General features: G+C 34.4%; 19 protein-coding genes. 8 read left to right on the top strand and 11 right to left on the bottom strand.

Annotated features, from left to right (window positions below; translation table 11 throughout):
- Positions 1 to 80: 80 nt before the first annotated feature.
- Positions 81 to 947: an alpha/beta fold hydrolase gene (locus tag DR980_RS06375; RefSeq protein ID WP_113634411.1), complete on the top strand. Its 867-nt coding sequence runs from the start codon at positions 81 to 83 to the stop codon at positions 945 to 947.
- Positions 948 to 951: 4 nt separating this feature from the next.
- Here the strand turns inward: DR980_RS06375 and DR980_RS06370 are convergent, their stop codons facing one another.
- The 6 genes from DR980_RS06370 to trmD all read right to left on the bottom strand — a co-directional run bounded on the left by DR980_RS06370 (position 952) and on the right by trmD (position 8,900).
- Positions 952 to 1,614 carry a thiamine diphosphokinase gene (locus DR980_RS06370; RefSeq protein ID WP_113634410.1) on the bottom strand — a complete coding sequence of 221 codons (663 nt, stop codon included), beginning with the start codon at positions 1,612 to 1,614 and terminating at the stop codon, positions 952 to 954.
- A 214-nt stretch (positions 1,615 to 1,828) separates the two neighbouring features.
- Positions 1,829 to 2,650, bottom strand: coding sequence for a DUF4249 domain-containing protein (locus tag DR980_RS06365; RefSeq protein WP_113634409.1), 822 nt, complete (start codon positions 2,648 to 2,650; stop codon positions 1,829 to 1,831).
- A gap of 40 nt (positions 2,651 to 2,690) precedes the next feature.
- Entirely contained in the window at positions 2,691 to 5,072 is a 2,382-nt protein-coding gene (locus DR980_RS06360) for a TonB-dependent receptor (protein ID WP_113634408.1), read from the bottom strand.
- 141 nt (positions 5,073 to 5,213) lie between these two features.
- Positions 5,214 to 7,436: an NADP-dependent isocitrate dehydrogenase gene (locus DR980_RS06355; RefSeq protein ID WP_113634407.1), complete on the bottom strand. Its 2,223-nt coding sequence runs from the start codon at positions 7,434 to 7,436 to the stop codon at positions 5,214 to 5,216.
- A gap of 265 nt (positions 7,437 to 7,701) precedes the next feature.
- Positions 7,702 to 8,052 carry a 50S ribosomal protein L19 gene (gene rplS / locus DR980_RS06350; RefSeq protein WP_073354306.1) on the bottom strand — a complete coding sequence of 117 codons (351 nt, stop codon included), beginning with the start codon at positions 8,050 to 8,052 and terminating at the stop codon, positions 7,702 to 7,704.
- 170 nt (positions 8,053 to 8,222) lie between these two features.
- Entirely contained in the window at positions 8,223 to 8,900 is a 678-nt protein-coding gene (gene trmD, locus DR980_RS06345; protein ID WP_091166587.1) for a tRNA (guanosine(37)-N1)-methyltransferase TrmD, read from the bottom strand.
- A 281-nt stretch (positions 8,901 to 9,181) separates the two neighbouring features.
- Between trmD and DR980_RS06340 the strand changes: the two genes are divergently transcribed.
- From DR980_RS06340 to DR980_RS06315, 6 genes are all read left to right on the top strand, one after another.
- Positions 9,182 to 10,648 carry a hypothetical protein gene (locus tag DR980_RS06340; protein ID WP_113634406.1) on the top strand — a complete coding sequence of 489 codons (1,467 nt, stop codon included), beginning with the start codon at positions 9,182 to 9,184 and terminating at the stop codon, positions 10,646 to 10,648.
- A 168-nt stretch (positions 10,649 to 10,816) separates the two neighbouring features.
- The gene (locus tag DR980_RS06335; RefSeq protein ID WP_113634405.1) at positions 10,817 to 11,551 is read left to right on the top strand and encodes a hypothetical protein; all 735 of its coding nucleotides are present in this window, start codon (positions 10,817 to 10,819) and stop codon (positions 11,549 to 11,551) included.
- Between the two features lie 177 nt (positions 11,552 to 11,728).
- Entirely contained in the window at positions 11,729 to 12,400 is a 672-nt protein-coding gene (locus DR980_RS06330) for a hypothetical protein (protein WP_113634404.1), read from the top strand.
- A gap of 201 nt (positions 12,401 to 12,601) precedes the next feature.
- Positions 12,602 to 13,009 (top strand): hypothetical protein, encoded by a 408-nt coding sequence (locus DR980_RS06325; RefSeq protein ID WP_113634403.1) that lies wholly within the window; start codon positions 12,602 to 12,604, stop codon positions 13,007 to 13,009.
- A gap of 324 nt (positions 13,010 to 13,333) precedes the next feature.
- Positions 13,334 to 13,999, top strand: a complete 666-nt coding sequence (locus DR980_RS06320; RefSeq protein ID WP_113634402.1) for a tetratricopeptide repeat protein — start codon at positions 13,334 to 13,336, stop codon at positions 13,997 to 13,999.
- Between the two features lie 289 nt (positions 14,000 to 14,288).
- A complete protein-coding gene (locus DR980_RS06315; protein ID WP_113634401.1) occupies positions 14,289 to 15,221 on the top strand; it encodes a peptidylprolyl isomerase in 933 nt (310 codons plus the stop codon).
- 105 nt (positions 15,222 to 15,326) lie between these two features.
- Here the strand turns inward: DR980_RS06315 and DR980_RS06310 are convergent, their stop codons facing one another.
- The 3 genes from DR980_RS06310 to DR980_RS06300 form a co-directional block, all read right to left on the bottom strand.
- Positions 15,327 to 16,205 (bottom strand): alpha/beta fold hydrolase, encoded by an 879-nt coding sequence (locus DR980_RS06310; RefSeq protein WP_317047922.1) that lies wholly within the window; start codon positions 16,203 to 16,205, stop codon positions 15,327 to 15,329.
- A 191-nt stretch (positions 16,206 to 16,396) separates the two neighbouring features.
- Positions 16,397 to 16,786 carry a GreA/GreB family elongation factor gene (locus DR980_RS06305; RefSeq protein ID WP_113634400.1) on the bottom strand — a complete coding sequence of 130 codons (390 nt, stop codon included), beginning with the start codon at positions 16,784 to 16,786 and terminating at the stop codon, positions 16,397 to 16,399.
- Between the two features lie 6 nt (positions 16,787 to 16,792).
- Positions 16,793 to 18,346, bottom strand: coding sequence for an FMN-binding glutamate synthase family protein (locus DR980_RS06300; RefSeq protein WP_113634399.1), 1,554 nt, complete (start codon positions 18,344 to 18,346; stop codon positions 16,793 to 16,795).
- A gap of 397 nt (positions 18,347 to 18,743) precedes the next feature.
- Here DR980_RS06300 and DR980_RS06295 point away from each other — a divergent pair, with 397 nt between their 5' ends.
- On the top strand, positions 18,744 to 19,079 hold the full coding sequence (locus DR980_RS06295; protein WP_113634398.1) for a tRNA-binding protein: 336 nt from the start codon (positions 18,744 to 18,746) through the stop codon (positions 19,077 to 19,079).
- 33 nt (positions 19,080 to 19,112) lie between these two features.
- Here the strand turns inward: DR980_RS06295 and DR980_RS06290 are convergent, their stop codons facing one another.
- Together DR980_RS06290 and DR980_RS06285 are read right to left on the bottom strand one after the other, a co-directional pair.
- Positions 19,113 to 19,937 carry a sulfurtransferase gene (locus DR980_RS06290; RefSeq protein WP_113634397.1) on the bottom strand — a complete coding sequence of 275 codons (825 nt, stop codon included), beginning with the start codon at positions 19,935 to 19,937 and terminating at the stop codon, positions 19,113 to 19,115.
- Positions 19,938 to 20,031: 94 nt separating this feature from the next.
- Positions 20,032 to 20,412, bottom strand: coding sequence for a PUR family DNA/RNA-binding protein (locus DR980_RS06285; protein WP_099715976.1), 381 nt, complete (start codon positions 20,410 to 20,412; stop codon positions 20,032 to 20,034).
- Positions 20,413 to 20,447: the final 35 nt, after the last annotated feature.

Here is a 20,447-nt window from a genome sequence, read left to right as displayed (position 1 = left end):
TGGAAAATAAATCATAAAATTAGAATATTGCGTTTTTTTCGAACCATAAAACGGTTACTTTTATAAAAAATACTATCAGAATGACTTTTATGCCCGCTTCATTTCATTTCAAAAAAAGATATATAGCTTACAGTTTGATGGTTTTGTATATTATAATGTGCCAATCTTGTATGACGATGCGATATTCGAATAAGGAAACTAAAAAATTTTTCGCTGGCTCTAAAACAGAATTTCAGGATAAAACAATTGCTTTTGAAGGATATAAAATACATTACGTAGCAACGGGAAATGCTGATAACCCGACCTTGTTTTTTGTTCACGGTTCACCTGGCAGTTGGAATGCTTTCAAGGAATACCTTCAGGATTCTTTATTGCTTAAAAAATATAGAATGATTGCTATCGACCGACCGGGTTTTGGATACAGTGATTTTGGCGATGCTCAAAATTTAAAAGTACAATCGCAAAGAATATCGGAGTTTATCAAAAAAATCGATAATAAAAAGCCGCTAATTTTAGTAGGACATTCCGTTGGCGGACCAGTATTAGCTCGATTAGCCGTGGATAATCCGTCTTGGTACAAAAGATTGGTGATACTGGCAGGATCATTAGACCCGAAAGCTGAAAACCCGGAAAAATGGAGAACGGTTATCAAAGTTTCGCCTTTACGATATTTAATTCCCGGAGCATTACGTCCTTCTAATGATGAGTTGTGGTGGCTGAAAAAGGATTTAGTTGATTTAGAGCCAAAGTTGAAAAATATTACTAGCGATGTTACCGTTATTCATGGAACAAAAGATGTTTTGGTGCCGTACAGCAATATGGACTTCATAAAAAAAAGTTTTGTAAATGCTAAATCGATGGATACAATAACGATCGAAAAAGCGAATCATTTTATTCCTTGGAGTCATTATGAGATTGTAAGAAACGCTTTGTTGAATATTCAATAAATACCTAATCCAAACATTCCATCATCAATAAATCGCCTTCATCATGTTCTATTGTTACGATTCCGTCTTTGATGACGTGATTGCTGCTTCCGGTTCTGTAACCAATAGTGAGACTATCATCTTTCAATGGATAAAATAAATTATCCGAATGAATTCCAGTCACGTGACCAACAGGAATTAATGAAATAGGAGTGTCCGCCGTATACCATTTTTCGAATTTCTTAGGCAAAAGAAATACCTTAGAGTGATCGTCCAGAATAACAATCTTCAATAGATTTCTGTATCGTGTGATGTTGGTCAGATTCGTAATCGTATGATCGGCTCTTCGTCCGGTTGCCCAAACGACATTTACAGCAGGAATTTTTCTTTCGATTAAATAGTCAAAAGCCTTTTCTAAATCGGTTTTATTCTGGTCCGGTGTATGAATAATTTCGATTGGGTATTGTGATGTTTTATAAATTTCAGGATCAAAACCTCTGTCGAAATCGCCTAAGAGAACATCGACTTTGATTTCTAATTCCATCACGCGAACCATAGCCGAATCTAATACAACTACAAGCGGTGACCATTCCAATAATTGACCCAATAGTTCCGGATTACAGGAAGCGCCATTGGCAATGATTAAAGCGGGTTCTTGGTCATCGCGAACGATATGGTGTGAAGACATGGTTTATTATAAATTATGAATTATGATGTAAAAGTAAATAAAAGTTCTCGTTTTATCCCTCACGTACTAGCCTAGATGGCAATGAAAACCAAAACAGGTTGTAAACTTTAGTTTTCCGGCTGTAGAAGAGCGACCAAAGGAAGCTCCTTATACGGACTGGAAACCTGTTTAGAACCTGTTTTTGGTTGTAATGAACAGCTGGATTAGCTCCTAATTATTCAATTGTGTAACTTCTAACATCGACTTCGCTTAGGGAGAAATAGCCTAATGGATAATTTGTCGAATCAGTGGTATTGATGATATTTCCTCTTACGGTTGCTGGCGGTGATTGAAATGGTCCGCCGCCACTATTTCCTGCGATACTTACTAAAACACTCATGTAATTGTAGTATGCTTTTGAAATTCCGTAGTGGGTTACCTCAATTTTATCGTCTTTTTTTAATTCGTCATTTTGAGAGATGCTAAAGAATTCGTTTCCGTTAAAAAACTCATCTTGATCTACATAAAAGTTTGATTTTACCTGGTTTGAATACACGTATTTGTAAAGGTAATAATTGCTTTCACCTGCCGGATCTTGGTAAAATGTCTTAATTTCAATGTCGGTTCCAGTGAAACCGCCTTGATTGTTTTGAACAATTTTTGTGATTGGCGTAACGGGTTTCAATGTTTCTATTGCGGTGTAGGTATTGCCATTACTAATCACTGTGAGCGTGTAGGTTTCGTTGATTACCGGTATAAAAGTAGCGCAAGTATATTCACCTGTTTTTTGGATTTCGGAAAAATTGAAAACTACATTAGAGCTGTTTTTTATTGAAACTGTCGCGCCGGAAACTTTTGGAATTTCTGTGCTGTAAAATCCTGTTGTAGTGGTTAGTTTTATTCTCTGTTGATTTCCGGTCGTTCCTTTTTTCCAATTGATAGCTGCTTCAATAACCAGTTTTGGTGGTGCATTATCTAAATCTACTTCGATAACATCTTCACAACTCGCTGAAAAAATAGCGATGAAAAGTACCAGATACAGTGTTATTTTTTTCATGATTTTATTTTTTATTTTTTGCTCTTTTTGAATACTAAGACTAGAATTTAAAGTTATAACTCACTGCCGGAACTACACCAAAAATCGAAGTTTTTATAGCTTCGTTGCTTCCAGTATCTGTATTTTGTCTGAAATTGATAGAAGCAGCATTTTTTCGATTGTACAAATTATAGATACTGAAAACCCATTCGCCTTTCCATTCCCTATTTTTGTTTTTTGTTGGAGTCAAAGTAGCGGCAATGTCAAGATGATGGTAAGCCGGAAGACGATTTTCATTCCTTAGTCCATAACTGGGAACATTGATTCCTAAGTAGTCATATTGTCCAACGGGATACGTCACCGGTTGTCCGGTTTGCAGAGCGAAATTAGCTCCAAAAGACCATTTTTCATTCAAATTATAGGAAGACGTTATCGCAATATTATGTAATTTATCGTATACTGAATTATACCATTGACCATTATTGATTCCCGTTTCTATTGGTGTTCTTCCCGGAGTTTGTTGCTCGGATTTGGATAATGTATACGAAATCCAGCCGTTAAATTTTCCTTCGTTTTTTCGGAACATGATTTCTAAACCGTACGATCGTAATTGCCCGTTCAAGATTATTTGCTCGATGGCTTTATTGGCAATCAAATCAGCGCCGTCAATATAATCCAATCGGTTTTGTACTTCTTTATAATACGTTTCTACTTCAAGAGAATACATATCGTCACTGAAGTTTTTAAAGTAACCCAAAGCCACCTGATCGGCAATTTGTGGTTTTATAAAACTATCACTTGGCGTCCAGACATCAAGCGGAGTAGGCGATGAGGTATTTGAAATGAGTTGTAAATACTGCACCATTCTGTTGTAACTCGCTTTGATGGATTGCTCTTCGTTGATTTGGTAAGCCATTGAAAAGCGCGGTTCCAAATAATTATAGCTTTGCATGATTTTATTTCTATCGTAAAATTTGGTGCCTATTGGAGTTGCTTTTTCATAAATCTGTAACGCGGAATTGAATGTTACAGGATTATTGTCAGCATAAATATTCACGGTGGATTGACCTAAACGATAAAACATACTGTAACGTAATCCGTAAGAAAGCGATATTCTATCTGAGATTTCGTGATCAGCGTTGATGTAAGCTGCGGGTTCAAAAGCATATTTTTTGTCCAATTGGTCAAAATTTATTCCGGAGTTCTCATCAGATGGTCTGATGGTTCCCGGATTGAACTCATAATATATTCCGTTTATCCCGTAATTCAATTTGAATTTATCCGAAATATAGTTCTTGAAATCGTATTTGATATTGTAGTTTCTAATGCCGGAATCCCATTTGAAACCTACAAAATCCAAATCTAAGCCGTAATAATAATCGCTGTAAATTAAAGATAAATTCGAAAATAGCTTTTCAGAAAACAAGTGATTCCAACGCAAGTTTAAAGTCGCATTTCCATAGATGTTGGTAAAACTTTTGTTCAGACTGAAAACATCGCGACCAAAATAACCCGATAAATAAAGACTGTTGTTAGAATCCAGTTTATAACTCAGTTTCGTATTCAAATCATAGAAATAAGCCGAGTTGTTTTTTTGTTCTTCGGAAAGCTTCAGGAATAAATGTGCATACGAACTTCTACCGCCAATCAGGAACGATCCTTTGTCTTTTACCAACGGCCCTTCGGCCAAAATGCGGCTGGAAATCAATCCGATTCCTCCATTGACATGAAATCCTTTGCTGTTACCGTCCTTTTGATAAATATCCAAAACAGAAGAAGCTCTTCCGCCGTATCGAGCTGGAATTCCGCCTTTGTATAATTTTAAATCTTTGATAGCATCCGGATTAAAAACGGAGAAAAATCCAAAAACATGCGAGGAATTAAAGATAGTGGCCTCATCTAACAAAATCAGATTTTGGTCGGCACCGCCACCACGAACATTGAAACCGGAGGCTCCTTCGCCAGCATTTGTAACACCAGGAAGTAACAAAATAGATTTTAAAACATCGACTTCACCCAGTACAACAGGCATTTTTTTGATGGCTGAAATGGAGAGTTTATTAACGCTCATTTCTGGTTTTTTAATATCTATTTTTGTTTTATTATCAGTGATGATGACTTCTTGCAAAGCTGTTTCATTACTAAATAAATTAAAATTGTTTTTTATATTTTGGTTTAAAGATATTGATTCGGAAATGGTCAGATAACCCAAATAACTTATTTGAACGGTATAATTTCCTTTTGGTATCGTAATGGAGTAAAACCCGTATTCATTAGTTGTTACTCCAGTTTTTAACTCTGGAATCACGACGTTGACACCTATTAATGTTTCATTGCTGTTGGCGTCAATAATAGTTCCGCTTAGTGTAAATTTCTCTTGCCCGAAAGACGAGAGCGCGGACAGTAATACAACTAAAAAGGTAATAATTTTCTTTGGAGTCATTGTTTAAATTTTATCGAAATGAAAAAACGCAAAGTACACTAAATTGAATAGCAATTGTCATATAACAACTGTTAAGGTATTGCTAATATAAAAAAAAGACAACCGTTTCCAGTTGTCTTTTAAATATAGTTAATAACTTGATTAAGCGATTTTTGCCAATATAGTATTGAAAGTTTCGCTTGGACGCATTGCTTTGCTTGTTGTTTCAGGATTTGGTTGGTAATGTCCACCAATGTCTTGAGGTTTTCCTTGAGCTGCAATTAATTCGGCGTTAATTTTCGCTTCGTTGGCTGCAAATTCTGCTGCAATAGGAGTGAAGATAGCTTTTAAAGCAGGCTCTTTATCTTGCGCTGCCAAAGCTTCCGCCCAGTACATTGCTAAGTAAAAATGAGAACCTCGGTTGTCAATTCCTCCTAGTTTACGTGCTGGAGATTTATCAGTTGCTAAGAATTTCTCCGTTGCAACATCAAGAGTTTCTGCCAAAACAATAGCTTTTGAATTGTTTAAAGTTTGTCCTAAATGCTCCAATGAAGCACCTAAAGCCAAGAACTCACCAAGAGAATCCCAACGTAAATAACCTTCAGCCGTAAATTGCTCTACGTGTTTAGGAGCTGATCCACCTGCACCAGTTTCAAACAAACCACCGCCATTCATTAATGGAACAATAGATAGCATTTTTGCTGATGTTCCCACTTCTAAAATTGGGAATAAGTCGGTTAAGTAATCACGTAATACGTTCCCTGTTACAGAAATAGTGTCTAATCCTTTGATTATTCTTTCCAATGTGAAGTTTGTAGCTTCAATAGGATTCAAGATTTGGATATCTAAACCAGTTGTATCATGATCTTTTAAATATTTAGTAACTTTTTCAATAAGTTCTCTATCGTGTGCTCTATTATTATCCAACCAGAAAATAGCAGGAGTATTAGATAAACGTGCTCTGTTTACAGCTAATTTTACCCAGTCTTGAATCGGGGCATCTTTTGCCTGACACATTCTGAAAATATCTTTGGCTTCAACGGCTTGTTCCATTAAAACATTTCCGTTTGTATCTACCACACGCACTACGCCGTCAGTAGTTATTTGGAATGTTTTGTCATGAGAACCATATTCTTCTGCTTTTTGAGCCATCAAACCTACATTAGGAACACTTCCCATTGTAGTTGGGTCAAAAGCACCATGTTTTTTACAAAAATCAATAGTTGCTGTATAAACACCTGCATAACATCTGTCCGGTATCATGGCAACAGTATCTTGCAGTTTCCCTTGTTTATTGTACATCTGTCCTGAAGTACGGATCATTGCTGGCATAGAAGCATCTACAATCACATCCGAAGGAACATGAAGATTTGTAATTCCTTTTTCAGAATTTACCATTGCTAATGCTGGTCCGTTTTCAATTGCTTGGTTTAATGCCATTTCTACTTCAGCTTGCATCGGATGTCCTGCAATTTTTGCATATACATCACCCAAACCATTTCTGGTATCAATGTTCAATTCATCAAATAAGGCAGCGTATTTTTCGAAAACAGAGGCAAAATATACTTCTACAATCGCTCCAAAAATAATTGGATCTGAAACTTTCATCATTGTCGCTTTCAGGTGAACTGAAAGTAGTACGTTTAATTTTTTTGCTTCAGCAATTGTTTTGGCAACAAACGTTTTTAAGGCATTTAAGTTCATTACTGAACTGTCAATTATTTCACCCACTTTTAGTGGAGTACTTGCTTTTAGAACGGTAGTTGAACCATCTTTAGCAACGAATTCGATTTTTACATCGGTAGCGTCAGCAACAGTAACTGATTTTTCACTTCCGTAAAAATCACCGCTTTCCATAGAAGCTACGTGTGTTTTTGAGTCAGCAGACCAAGCTCCCATAGAATGTGGGTTTGCTTTAGCGTAATTTTTTACTGCTTTTGGTGCTCTACGATCAGAATTTCCTTCACGTAAAACAGGATTCACTGCTGAACCTAATATTTTAGAGTATTTAGCTTTGATGGCTGTCTCTGCTTCGTTTTGTGGCTCTTCAGGGAAGTTTGGTAAATTATAGCCATGAGATTGCAATTCAGCAATAGCAGATTTTAATTGAGGAACAGACGCCGAAACATTTGGTAATTTTATGATATTAGCCTCTGGAGTTGTTGCTAACGCTCCAAGTTCTAGTAAAGCATCTCCTGTTTTTTGATCTTCGGATAAGAACTCCGGGAAATTTGCTAAAATTCTTGCGGCTAATGAAATGTCTCTAGTTTCAATTTCAATGTCAGAAGTTGATGTAAATGCTTGTACAATAGGTAAAAATGAATACGTAGCCAATAAAGGCGCTTCATCAGTAAGTGTGTAAAAAATTTTTGATTTCTGTGTCATTTTTTTATTTTTATAATCGAATCACGTTAAATGTAGCTTATATAAGGTATTTCACTTAAAATAAGGCGGACAAATATATGAAAATCAGATGTAATAGAGGGTGAATTTTGCATAGAAAAATACGAATTTTAAGATTACTAACTTGTTATTCTTATATTGTTAGTTTTAAGGGTTCAATAATCCTAAATTAGGAATTTATAAGGAAAATAGTAAACAAAAAAAAGTCCCAACAGTGTTGGGACTTTTATAGTAAAGAGATATTTGACTATCTTCTTTTGTCTTTAATCTTAGCTTTTTTACCAGTAAGTTCTCTGAAGTAGAAAATTCTAGCTCTACGAACTGCACCTTTTTTGTTGATTTCAATTTTTTGCAAAGCTGGCAAGTTAACTGGGAAGATACGCTCTACTCCAATAGCACCTGACATTTTACGAATTGTGAAAGTTTCTGTATTAGCAGAACCTCTTCTTTGGATAACAACTCCTTTAAAAAACTGTGTTCTAGTTTTTTCACCCTCTCTAATTTCGTAGTAAACGGTGATAGTATCTCCAGCTGCAAAAACTGGGAATTCTTTTCTTGTTACGAATTCGTCTTGAACGAATTTCATTAAATCTGCCATGATATTTTTTAATTATGGGTTGCATTAAATCAACATTCACGGATCTCGCCAGAGGTTAAACTAATGTGGGCGCAAAAGTAGATAAAAAAGTTTAAAGTTTAAAGTTTTTCTTGTTTAAAGTTTAGAAGTTCTTGAATACCAACTTTAAACCTAAAACTTTAAACAAATTTTTAATCTTCCAGCAAATCCGGTCTTCTATTCTTTGTGTGTTCGTAGGCCATATCCTCGCGCCATTTATCAATTTTGGCAAAATTCCCGCTGGTCAAAACCTCCGGAACTTTCCATCCGTTGTAATCCGCAGGGCGAGTGTAAATAGGTCCCGACAATAGTCCATCCTGAAAACTATCTGTCAATGCTGAGGTTTCATCACTCAAAACGCCAGGAATCAATCGAATCAATGCATCTGATAATACCAAAGCTCCTAATTCACCACCAGACAAAACATAATCACCAATAGAGATTTCTTTCGTGATAAAATGGTCGCGTACGCGCTGATCCACACCTTTATAATGTCCGCAAAGGATGATTATATTTTCGTACATCGACATTGTATTTGCCATTTTCTGGTTCAGGGTTTCCCCATCCGGCGACATATAAATGATCTCGTCGTAGGTTCTTTCACTTTTCAAATGCGTAATACATGCATCAATAGGTTGTACCGTCATCACCATTCCGGCACCACCGCCATAGGGATAATCATCCACACTTTTCTGTCTGTTGGTCGTATAATCCCGTAGATTATGAAAATGAACTTCCACCAATCCTTTGTCAATAGCACGTTTCATAATCGAAGCCTCAAACGGACTTCGCAATAATTCAGGGAGAACAGTAACAATATCAATGCGCATAATTTTTATTAAAAAGGTTCTAAGTCGCAAAGGTACAAAGATGCTGAGGTTTTCAAATAACCAAATATCTAATTCAGCAATTAAACTTTTCTTTTGGAGCAATTTCCAGCTGTCCGTTGCAATCTTTTTATCCGCCGAAAAGGCGCATAAAAAGGATTTTCACTTCCATCTGGGCTAGCATTTTGTGGAATTAAGGAGGTTTGTAGAACTGAAGTAGTGCGAAAATGCATTCAAAAAAAGAAATGCGTCTTTATTTGTAAGAAAATTTTATATATTTGAAGATGAATAAAGCGAAACAAACCTTCGCCTATATACAAGTTACCAGCCATATTACGACGACAGACACGATGAAATATACACTGACAATATTGACACTTTTATGTGGCTACTTTGCTTTTGGACAAAATAGTCGAAGCGAACTTTCGAACTCAAAAATTTATATCAGAGCGACTTACTTTGACAAGAAAAACGAATATATTGGACTACAAACAAGGACTGACTTAGCCGACACAATTATTGACAACGTAAAGTATCGAAAGTTTCAGACATCGGACTTTACAGACTATTCTGAAAAACAGGAAACAAAAATATTCTATGAAACTTTTACGAATAGTGTTTATTGTTTGCTTGACAATAGCAAAAAAGTAGTTCACAAAATCAATTACCAAAATAGCAAAGAACAAACAGGAACTATTTTCAGTAAACAAACACAAATTACACTCGAATTTATTGACACACGAAATAGTTTTCCGAGAGACAGCTTAGTTCCGACAAAAAAAACACCAAGAAAGTATTTTCAAAAGGACAATTCAGAAATCTATCTTGTAATTGTTCCCGACCTGCAATCACTTGTTGTTTCAAGCAACGGACACTTTTATACCAAACAGTTAATGGGTGACAATTATAATGATATAACAAACGGTTTCAAAAACAACTTTACAGCGTCAACAAAATTTGACATACAAAAAGGTGATGAAATTCAATTATTCTATCGCAGAAAATGGTATGACGACACGACTAATGTGGCTGAATACCAAGACAAACAATTCAAAAACTTCAAGTATTTAACCGACACAATCGTGAACAACACAAAAGCATTGAAATTTGAAGTGGAAGGTTACAATTATTTAAGTGGTTCCTATGATAGCCCACAAGAGCTTTTAGTGATCGTTTCAGACAGCGGCTATTATGTAGGTAATCAATTTGTTCCTTTTCAAGAGTACAAAACAGAAATGAAAATAGTTGAAACTAAAAATGGCAAAGATTTGTTTTTGCAAGGTGTTACATTTGACACAATTCACGGAAACACATATCCGAAAATCGTTCAAGCTAAAAGTGACCCATACAGATACTATATTTTGCCATTCTTTCCAATGCCGTTTATTGAATTTGGCAACGTGCAAGGAATAATTACTTACACAAAAATTAAAGGAATTGAAAAAGGCAAGAAACAAGAAAGAGGATACATCACAGATAAGAACAACATCAGAGATATAATCAGCAAAAAAAAGAACGAAATTGAAGTAATAATATTCTTTATTGACGAAGCAGAAGTCGAAATTGAAATTCAGGACTTTGAAACTGATAAAGTAATAGGAAGTTTGAAATCGAAGTCAAAGATAGGCTTAAACTCTTATTTAGTTCGTTCTAAAAATTTTAAGAAAAACAAACAATACGGCGTTCAGATAAATTATAAAAACAAGAACAACTCAGGTAGTTTTTCAAATAGTGTAACAACAAAATATTAACAACTGAAAAAAATACGGCTAGTAACAGCTTTGAGCTAGCTGGAGTTTAATGGAATTACCGTTTCGCATGACGTTTTAGTTAAGTCGAAAACTGAGCGGTTACGAACTTCCAGCCATCTCAAATCAGGGAAACCTTGGCAGTAATTTTATACAACACTTACTTTCAATATGACGAACGAATATGAAAATACATTACGACGAATTATAACTTCAGTAATAGGAGCTGAAGATAATTCAGAATTTGGAGTATCAAATGAGCGTTTGGAAAAATGGAAAGAAAAGCGAGAAATCGAAATTAAAAAATACAAAGGTCTGATTGCGGAAAGCCGAATAATTTACTTTTCTGATTTTTATGACTTAAAAAATATCATTCTAAAAAACTGGAGTTTATTTCTACCCATTTTGCTTAACAAGAAGAGATTCGAAGCCTTTTTCGATGAAGTCGAAAAATACAGAAACACAACAGCACACGGAAGAGAACTTTATTCGTATCAACTTGAATTATTGAAAGGAATTACGGAGGATTTAAAATCTCAATTTATAATTTATCATAACAAAAATATGGACGCCAATGATTTTTTCATAAGAATCTTAAAGATTTCAGATTCGCTCGGTTCAATATGGGAAATTGATAATTCGTACTTGTATTCATCAGGCAAAACTTTGCGAGTTGGTGATACAATTGAGTTTATTGTTGATGCGTTTGACCCAAAGGGAAGAAAAATCCAATATGGATTGTATATTGAAGGAGCTCGAATTGAAACTGACAACAACGTAATGTCTGTTACAATCACACAGAAGATGGTAAGCAAATTTGGTGTTTTTAGATTGACCGCCAAAACAAATGAGCAAGAATATGAAAATTACACCGCTTGTGAAATTGATTACGTAATATTACCATAAAAACAACCGCCAACAGCTACCACAACGGATTTGGGCAATTGGCTTAATGGCAAGTTGGTTTTGTATTTGTGATGATTTGTCAACTCCGAGAATAGGGCTTAATTTAGTCCCAAACCCCTGTAGTAGCCGAACTTTGGCAGATATTGCCCCAGAACAGAAAACAAAAGAAATAAAAAAATGAAAAAATTAACATTACTTATTGGAATTGGAATAACATTAGTTTTAACATCTTGCGCAACAAATAAATATATTAGCAAAAATGTAAATGCAACTGAAATTACTGAAATTAAATATTTTGCTCCATTCTCTTATGTAAGTTTAATTGAAAAAGGAAATAAAAGTGTTTTAAATGATTCTTTATCTTCTATTTCAAAAGTGCTTTTAGATTCAGTTATTAGAAATAATAACGATTTTAAAATTGAAAAAATAATTGACGTGAATGGATTGAAAAACAACATAAAAGTTAATAACGAATTAAGTTTTTTAATTCAAACTATAATGAGTACTAAAAAATTGGAAGGAGTGAAATTGACACCGACAATTGATTCAATAATGAAAGCTAACAAACAACGTTTTGCTATGGCTTCAGTTACAACAGGATTTGGCAGAAAGAAAGGCAATTATGGAAACCAAGTTGCGAAAGGAATTGGAGTTGGTATTTTAACACTTGGAATGTATGCACCTGTACCAATTAAATCAAGTTTTTCGCTGTTTACAATTATTTTAGATTCTGAACGAAATGAAGTTGTTTATTATTGTAGAACATTGCCAATTGAAAAATCACCAACAGATTTTAAAGCAGTTGAAAAGCAATATCGAACTTTATATCAAGGATATATGTATGAATAAAGCAACAATCTGCCAACCGCAGTTTGGGAATATGGCGGGTTTAGGCTTTATGTAAAGTTGGTTTTGTATTTGGAAGATTCAGCAAATCCGATAGATAAAACTGAAATTAATCCGAAATTGACTTTACTATCAGTAACTTTTCCAGTAGTTGCCTTAGGAAATCTGAGAATTCCAGAATCTAATACTTAATTATAGAAATTTATGAAAACATTAATTATAGCTTTACTCTTAACAATTTCAACTTGTCTTGGACAAAGTTCAATTGAGAAAAATTCACAAAATAAATTAATTCATAAGTGGGAATTAAAACAATTTGAATATGCTGAAAAAAATGGAGTAATAGTTACAGTTACCTTGACAAAATATGCTGACGTTGTATCATTTGAATTTAAAGACAATCAAACTTTAGAAGTGATTTATTCAAATGCTAAAAAAGAAAATTATTTGTGGAAGTATAAACGTAATTTAATAGAAATAACATCTGTCGATACACAGAATTTTAATGCTGAAATAATAGGAGCTTTTGAAATTTATTTTCAAGATAAGATTTCTCAACTATTTTTGCAAAGAAAAAATGATCCGCATCATGGGATAATGTTAAAATTATAAGCGACTAGTATAAATATATCGAGTTTCGTTGCGTGCGAAGCACGAACAATTAAACCCATGTTGAACAGCCTGTCCAGTTTTTATTAGTGAACCGGTAACTCGCAAAAACTATCAAGTTTTCGTAAAATTATGAGAGAGAATTATAAGAGGATTTAGTGTCCTCTTTTTTTTGGAGACAAATAAAATGACTTTTACAGCAAGAATTTTAATTGTAGTTTAAATCACATATATTTATCCACTAAGTAAGTAAATAGAGTCCGTTTAGAGATTTTTAGACGAACTGACGTCATAAGCCATTTTCCAAATTGTATAAATAAAGAAACAATGATTAAAAATATAATAAGAAATACAATGCTTTTTTCTGCGATTATGTTACTTAATTGCTCATATAAACAAGATTGTCCGGAAGGCATCAATTTGCTTCCGATGTATGGCGAAGCAAAAAAATGCGACGAACAAATCAAAAGTGATATTGAATTTCTTGCCGAATGTGACAAACAATTTAAAAGTAGAAAAGAAGCTGCTGAGAAATATGTTGAAAAAGCTTGGGGATATTTTTATAATAATGAGCCTGAAACTTCAATGAAAAGATTTAATCAAGCTTGGTTACTCGATAAAAATAATGCTGAAATTTATTGGGGATTTGGAAATCTTATGGGAATGAAACATGAATTAAAGCAATCAATTTCGTTATTCGAAAAATCAATAAAGCTAAACCCTAATAATGCAAAAGTTTACGAAAGCATGTCTATAAGTTATGGGCAGTTATTTTTCGAAACTAAAAAAGTTGAATATCTCGACTTAACCATTATAAATTTAAAAAGCTCTTTAAAGTTAGATCCTAATAATGCAAAAAATTATGGGTCGTTGACAAGTGCTTATGCTTATTACGCGCAAAAAGATAGTTTAAGAAAATATCTTAAAATTACAGATAAGCTTGATCCTAAACTGGTCGACCCACAAGTTAGGAAAATAGCTGGTCAAGAGTAAAACGGCTCATAATTCCGTGTAGTTAAAGCTTTTGGGTTTTCAGTAAAATGATGTTTTGAATTTGCGAAAAACCTTTATAATAACGTAGAATACTCAGTTCGCTCGGATTAGCAAATTCGCTAAGCTATAAAACTTCATACTGCCTAATAAACTGTTCATTTTGCAGCAAATCTATTTACACCAAAAACCTATTTCTAAACAATTCGCAAATTCCCAAATCAACGAATCCCCAAATTCCCTTTTTAAAATTAATTTCGTAAATTTGCCTTTCAATAAAAATTAAACAAAAATGGAAAACGGAATATATGCTAAATTCAACACCACAAAAGGTGCTATTTTAGTAAAACTAACACACGATTTGACTCCTGGAACAGTTGGGAACTTTGTAGGATTGGCTGAAGGAAACTTAGAAAATAAAGTAAAACCACAAGGGGTTAAATTTTATGACGGATTAAAATTCCACAGAGTAATTCCTAACTTCATGATTCAAGGTGGTTGTCCGCAAGGAACAGGAACTGGAGATCCAGGATATAAATTTGATGATGAATTTCACCCAAGTTTGAAGCACAATCGTCCGGGAGTTTTGGCAATGGCTAACTCAGGACCTGGAACAAACGGTTCTCAATTCTACATCACGCATATTCCAACAGATTGGTTGGATAACAAACATACTGTTTTTGGTCATGTTGTAGAAGGTCAGGATGTGGTAGATGCTATAGAGCAAGGAGATGTTTTAGAATCTTTGGAAATCATCAGAGAAGGTGAAGAAGCTAAAAACTGGAATGCAATTGAGGCTTTCATCACTTTCAAAGGATCTCGTAACAAACGTGATGCAGCTCTAAAAGCGGAAGTTGAAGCAGCTATGGAAAAATTAGCAGCCGGTTTTGAGAAAACTGAAAGCGGTTTGCGTTACCAATTCATCCAAAGAGGTGAAGGTAAAAAAGCAGAAAGCGGAAAAACAGTATCTGTTCATTATGAAGGTTCATTAGAGAACGGAAAAGTTTTTGATTCATCGTATCCAAGAAAAAAACCAATCGAATTCAGATTGGGTCAAGGTCAGGTTATCGAAGGTTGGGATGAAGGAATTGCGTTGTTGCGCGTAGGTGACAAAGCACGTTTCGTGATTCCATCGGATTTAGGATATGGATCTCGTGGTGCTGGAGGAGCAATTCCACCAAACGCTACTTTGATTTTTGATGTAGAATTAATGGAAGTAAAATAGTTTAAACTATTTCTATAAATTTAAAAACCCAAAACGTAAGTTTTGGGTTTTTTTATGCCTTAAAGTAAATTCATCAATGTTTGTAAATACAATTGACTGTTTGTTTTATGAGTTTAAAAATGCTACTAAATCTTCATTTAATCTGTCTTTTTCGGTATAAAATAATCCGTGTGGCGCTCCTTGATAAACGATAAATTTATTGTTGGGAATTAATTTCGCCGCTACTTCAGACGTAATTTCAATAGGAACAGTTTTGTCTTCATCCCCATGAATAATCAAGGTTGGAACATTTATAGCTGCCATTTCTGAGCGAAAATCGGTTGTTGAAAATGATACGGCACATTCCAAAGTTGCACGAGGTGAAGCAAAAGAGCACAGCATTCTGTAATAATCCAATAAAGCAGTACTGATTGGCTTACTGATAAAACTCACTCCAAAAAATGTTTTTCCAAAATTATCCAGAAAATCAATTCGGTCGGCTTTAATTAGTTCCGCCATTCCGTCGTATTTCTCTTGTGGAACTCCGTTTGGATTTGAATCTGTCTGTAATTGAAAAGGGGTTACCGATGCGATAAGAACCGCTTTTGAAATTCCTTTTCCACCATGACGACTGAAATAACGAACTACTTCTCCGCCACCCATCGAAAATCCAACTAGCGCAGCATCATTTAAATCTAAGTGTTCAATAATAGCTTTCAAATCGTCAGCCAAAGTATCGTAATCATATCCATCCCAAGGTTGCGATGATTTCCCAAAACCTCGACGGTCATAGGTAATAACTCTATAGTTATTCTGTATTAATGCATCAATTTGGTATTCCCACATTTCATTCGATAATGGCCAGCCATGAATAAGAATTACGGGTTTTCCTTGACCATAATCTTTCACGTATAATTTTACATTTGGCGCTGTCTCAATATACAAGTCTATACCAGAATTACTTTCTTTGCGCATTTTGCTGTCATTCATTTGACTCATTTCCATAATAGTTACTATTTTAAAGATGAATTTTAGTATTCGCCTTTTGTAAAATTATAACTATTTCACGCAGAAAGTTTTACAGAATTAGTTTAAATAGTTGTAACTTTCTTTGTTTTTGAAAATAGAAGGAAGGATTTTTGTTTAACGAAAAAAAAAACAACTTCATAAAATAAGGTGTTTAAAAAAGTTTATAATTAGTCGTTTGTAGTATTGCTTACGGTAATTATTTTTAAATTTTTAATGCCGGCAGGCAATTGCCATTCTACTTCGTCATTTTCTTTAAATCCAATTATAGCCACGGATAAAGGAGCCAAAATAGAAACTTTTCCATCTTTTATATTGGATTGTGAAGGCATGACAATTTGAATATTCATTTGCTGTTTTGTCTTAATGTCTTCGACTGTTACATGAGAATTCATTCGAATAATTGACGCGTCGAGAACACCTTCTTTTTTGATGATTGCGCGATCCAATTCTTGTGTAAGTAAGGCAATCTCCCTAATATTTGTACTGTCTTTTGCATTTTTTACCAATTTGCGAAGAATGTTATAATCGGTAATTGTTAAAACTGGAGTTGGTTTCATATCGATTTAATTTAAGTTTATTTTTTCGGTTTTAGTTTTAATTTGAAAATCATTAAAAAATAGTGATGTAAAACTTTCATTCGTTTTATGGTCAATTCTGCGGTAAAAAACATCTGGAGTAATCGCTTTTGGAGAATCAAATCCACAAGCTCCAATGAATTCTGCAAAAGCTTTTAGTGTGTTGTTGTGAAAATGGGCAACGCGCACACTTTTTTCAGTAATATCCAATCCTTTGTATAAAGCTTTATCTTGGGTTGCAATTCCTACAGGACATTTGCCACTATCGCATTGCAGCGCTTGAATACAACCTAGCGCAAACATCATTCCTCGCGCGCTGTAACATGCATCGGCACCAAGTGAAATCGCTTTGGCGATATCAAAACCAGTAATGATTTTTCCAGAAGCCATAATTTTAATTTGATCTCTGAGTTCAAATTGTCGCAAGGTTTTAGAAACAAATATCAAAGCATCCGAAAGCGCCATTCCCATATAATCAATAAATTCTAAAGGCGCTGCTCCAGTTCCTCCCTCTGCTCCGTCAACGGTTATAAAATCAGGTACAATTCCTGTTTCTTTCATGGCTTTGATGATGTCAATAAATTCATCTTGGCGACCAATACAAATTTTGAATCCGACAGGTTTTCCATTTGACAAGTGTCTTAATTTCTTTAAAAAAAACAATAATTCCGTGCTATTTGAAAATGCAGTGTGTCCGGCAGGAGAATGTACTGCAATGTGAGGCTGGATATTTCTAATTTTAGCAATTTCAGGCGTGTTTTTTTCACCAGGTAATAATCCTCCGTGTCCAGGTTTTGCTCCTTGCGAGAGTTTCAACTCAATCATTTTAACTTGTGGTAAGTTGGCTTTTTCTGTAAATAATTCTTCTGAAAAAGTACCATCATCTTTTCTGCATCCAAAATATCCTGTTCCGATTTGCCAAATTAAATCACCACCTTCTAAGTGAAAATCGCTGATTCCTCCCTCGCCTGTGTTATGCGCAAATCCACCTTTTTGAGCTCCTTTATTCAAAGAAGAAATAGCAGTTTTGCTCAATGCGCCATAACTCATGGCGCTAATGTTATAAATACTGGCACTATACGGTTGCAAACACTGGCTGTTGCCTACTGTGGTCCTGAAAAATTGTTTGTCGGCTCTTTTTGGATAAATAGAATGCGCCGCCCATTCATAACCAATTCTGTTTGGATCATCCTGCATTCCGAAAGAGATAGTTTGCTTTACATTTTTGGCTCTTTGATAAACGATTGTGCGTTGTCTGCGATTAAATGGTTTTCCGTCTAATTCACCTTCAAAGAAATATTGACGCATTTCCGGACGAAATGATTCTAGAAAATACCTGAATCGACCCACTATTGGGTAATTTTTTTTAACGGTATGCTTGGTTTGAAAAGTATCTGAAATCAGTAAATAGACCAATAAAAGTGGAACAGCCAAAAATAAATAATCAAGATAATCGAAATAAATTAATACACTGCTGATTACTAGAAACGAAAGGGTAGACGCCCAAATAATTTGGTGCGCTGCTAATTTTTTTAAAAACATGTTTTTAAATTATATTGAATTTTAAAAAGAGAACTTTTAAAATTTCAGATTAAATAAATGGTGTAAAGAAAAACCTTCGTCTCGAAGTAGTAGTTTGTTTTTATATAGACGAAGGTCTAATCAACAAAGGCTTTTGAATGCGAAAACTTAGCACCAAGCACGAAAATCTCTTTAAAAAGAGAGGTGCAAGTTGGTGTTGTATTTGGAAAGATTTTCATGAAAATTAAATTTCGCATTACAAAAGTACATTCATTTCTTTTAGTTCTAATACGTTTAACGTGTATTTAACACGTCAGATTAGTTTAGTATTCCTTTAATTAGTAAATATCTTCTTATAATGAGTAGTTTTTTCTTTTGTAAAATGTAACTTTATAATTCGAAATTAAAGCAAAATTAAATGGAACTGACTTGGACTGAATTTGAAAGAGTAGAAATGCGTGTTGGAACCATTTTAGAAATAAATGATTTTCCTGAAGCACGAAAACCAGCGTACCAATTAACAATTGATTTCGGTTCCATAATCGGAATCCGAAAAACATCGGCGCAAATAACCAAGCGTTATCAGAAAGAAGATTTACTCAACCGCCAAATCGTAGCGGTAGTCAATTTTCCTAAAAAGCAAATTGGTAAATTCATGAGCGAATGCTTGGTTTTGGGCGCAGTAGGGGAAGAAGGAGACGTGATTTTATTGGTGCCAGATTTTAAAATTGAAAATGGATTGCGAATTGGGTAAGCAATAGGTGTTCTATATTTTTTTTAATACATTTTAATTTTCAATTGGAAGATTTTCCAGTTGTCCCCATTCTGTCCAAGAGCCATCGTATACTGATTTGGGATTTTTACCAATCAATTCATACGCAATTAAATCAATGCAGGCAGTAACTCCGGAACCACAAGTAAATATTAGAGGTCTGCCGTCGGTTTTCAAAATTTTGACTAATTCTTCTTTTGGTAAAAATTTGCCGTTTCGTAAAAGTTGTGTGTATGGCATATTTATGGAGCCGGGAATATGGCCACTTCGTAATCCTGGTCTGGGTTCACTGCCTATTCCTTTAAATCGATTTTCAGCGCGAGCATCAATTAGAACCGAATCTTTAGTTTGTATGTTTTCTAAAATTTGTTCTTTGCTTTTGATCAATTCCGGATCAAATTTGGCTTCAAAATTCCCAATAGCATAGTTTGGAATTTCCGGTATTGATTCAACGGGATATTTTTGACTAATCCATTCCGGTAGACCGCCATCCAGAACAGCAACATTTTGATGTCCCATTACTTTAAATAACCACCATGCTCTTGGACTGGAATAAATGCCCAAATTGTCATAGACTACAATTGTACTGTTCTTGTTAATTCCAAGTTTTTTAGCTTCAAATTCAAACTTTTCAGGACTCGGAATCGTGTTGGGTAAAGTATTATTGTTATCGCTAAACGTGTTTTTTATGTCAAAAAAACGAGCGCCTTTAATTTGGATATTTTCAAGATCAGTTTTGATATTGGATTGATTTTCTTTGAAACTGGCATCGAGGAGTATTAAGTTTGGATTTTTTAGATTAGCTTGAAGCCATGCAGCATTCACGATTGGTTCTGTCATTTTAGTGGTTTCTACTGTTTATTGAAAAGTACAAAAAAAGTCCAAAAATCAAATGACTTTTGGACTTTTTTATTGGTAAGTAAGTAACTAAAAATTAAATATCATCAAATTCTATATCTGTAAAAGTTGATGTTTGCGGTATAATTTCATCATCTGATTTTTCAGATGCATATTCTTTTTTGAAATCTTTTTGGTGTCTTTCTGAGATTACTTCTTCGCCTTTGTGGTTCAAAACGTAAGATGTCATTTCTCCTAAAATTTCTGCGAAAGCAGCGAAATCTTCTTTGTATAAATAAATTTTATGCTTTTTGAAATGGAAAGATCCATCTTCTTCAGTAAATTTTTTGCTTTCTGTAATGGTAATGTAATAATCATCTGCTTTTGTTGCTCGCACATCAAAGAAATAGGTTCTTCTTCCAGCCCTTAAAACTTTAGAAAATATCTCTTCTTTTTCTAACATGTCATGTTCTCTCATAATCCTTTCTATCAATTTATGGTTGTTAACTAGTA

It is taken from the genome of Flavobacterium psychrolimnae, from assembly GCF_003312425.1.
GTDB lineage: Bacteria > Bacteroidota > Bacteroidia > Flavobacteriales > Flavobacteriaceae > Flavobacterium > Flavobacterium psychrolimnae.
Note: the sequence above shows the minus strand (reverse complement) of the source record. Positions and strands in the feature narration are given on the sequence as shown.

Bases quoted from the DNA above. Each gene is read 5' to 3' on its own strand.
- DR980_RS06375 (WP_113634411.1), top strand. From the start codon at position 81: ATGACTTTTATGCCCGCTTCATTTCATTTCAAAAAAAGATATATAGCT.
- DR980_RS06370 (WP_113634410.1), bottom strand. From the start codon at position 1,614: ATGTCTTCACACCATATCGTTCGCGATGACCAAGAACCCGCTTTAATC.
- DR980_RS06365 (WP_113634409.1), bottom strand. From the start codon at position 2,650: ATGAAAAAAATAACACTGTATCTGGTACTTTTCATCGCTATTTTTTCA.
- DR980_RS06360 (WP_113634408.1), bottom strand. From the start codon at position 5,072: ATGACTCCAAAGAAAATTATTACCTTTTTAGTTGTATTACTGTCCGCG.
- DR980_RS06355 (WP_113634407.1), bottom strand. From the start codon at position 7,436: ATGACACAGAAATCAAAAATTTTTTACACACTTACTGATGAAGCGCCT.
- rplS (WP_073354306.1), bottom strand. From the start codon at position 8,052: ATGGCAGATTTAATGAAATTCGTTCAAGACGAATTCGTAACAAGAAAA.
- trmD (WP_091166587.1), bottom strand. From the start codon at position 8,900: ATGCGCATTGATATTGTTACTGTTCTCCCTGAATTATTGCGAAGTCCG.
- DR980_RS06340 (WP_113634406.1), top strand. From the start codon at position 9,182: ATGAATAAAGCGAAACAAACCTTCGCCTATATACAAGTTACCAGCCAT.
- DR980_RS06335 (WP_113634405.1), top strand. From the start codon at position 10,817: ATGACGAACGAATATGAAAATACATTACGACGAATTATAACTTCAGTA.
- DR980_RS06330 (WP_113634404.1), top strand. From the start codon at position 11,729: ATGAAAAAATTAACATTACTTATTGGAATTGGAATAACATTAGTTTTA.
- DR980_RS06325 (WP_113634403.1), top strand. From the start codon at position 12,602: ATGAAAACATTAATTATAGCTTTACTCTTAACAATTTCAACTTGTCTT.
- DR980_RS06320 (WP_113634402.1), top strand. From the start codon at position 13,334: ATGATTAAAAATATAATAAGAAATACAATGCTTTTTTCTGCGATTATG.
- DR980_RS06315 (WP_113634401.1), top strand. From the start codon at position 14,289: ATGGAAAACGGAATATATGCTAAATTCAACACCACAAAAGGTGCTATT.
- DR980_RS06310 (WP_317047922.1), bottom strand. From the start codon at position 16,205: ATGGAAATGAGTCAAATGAATGACAGCAAAATGCGCAAAGAAAGTAAT.
- DR980_RS06305 (WP_113634400.1), bottom strand. From the start codon at position 16,786: ATGAAACCAACTCCAGTTTTAACAATTACCGATTATAACATTCTTCGC.
- DR980_RS06300 (WP_113634399.1), bottom strand. From the start codon at position 18,346: ATGTTTTTAAAAAAATTAGCAGCGCACCAAATTATTTGGGCGTCTACC.
- DR980_RS06295 (WP_113634398.1), top strand. From the start codon at position 18,744: ATGGAACTGACTTGGACTGAATTTGAAAGAGTAGAAATGCGTGTTGGA.
- DR980_RS06290 (WP_113634397.1), bottom strand. From the start codon at position 19,937: ATGACAGAACCAATCGTGAATGCTGCATGGCTTCAAGCTAATCTAAAA.
- DR980_RS06285 (WP_099715976.1), bottom strand. From the start codon at position 20,412: ATGAGAGAACATGACATGTTAGAAAAAGAAGAGATATTTTCTAAAGTT.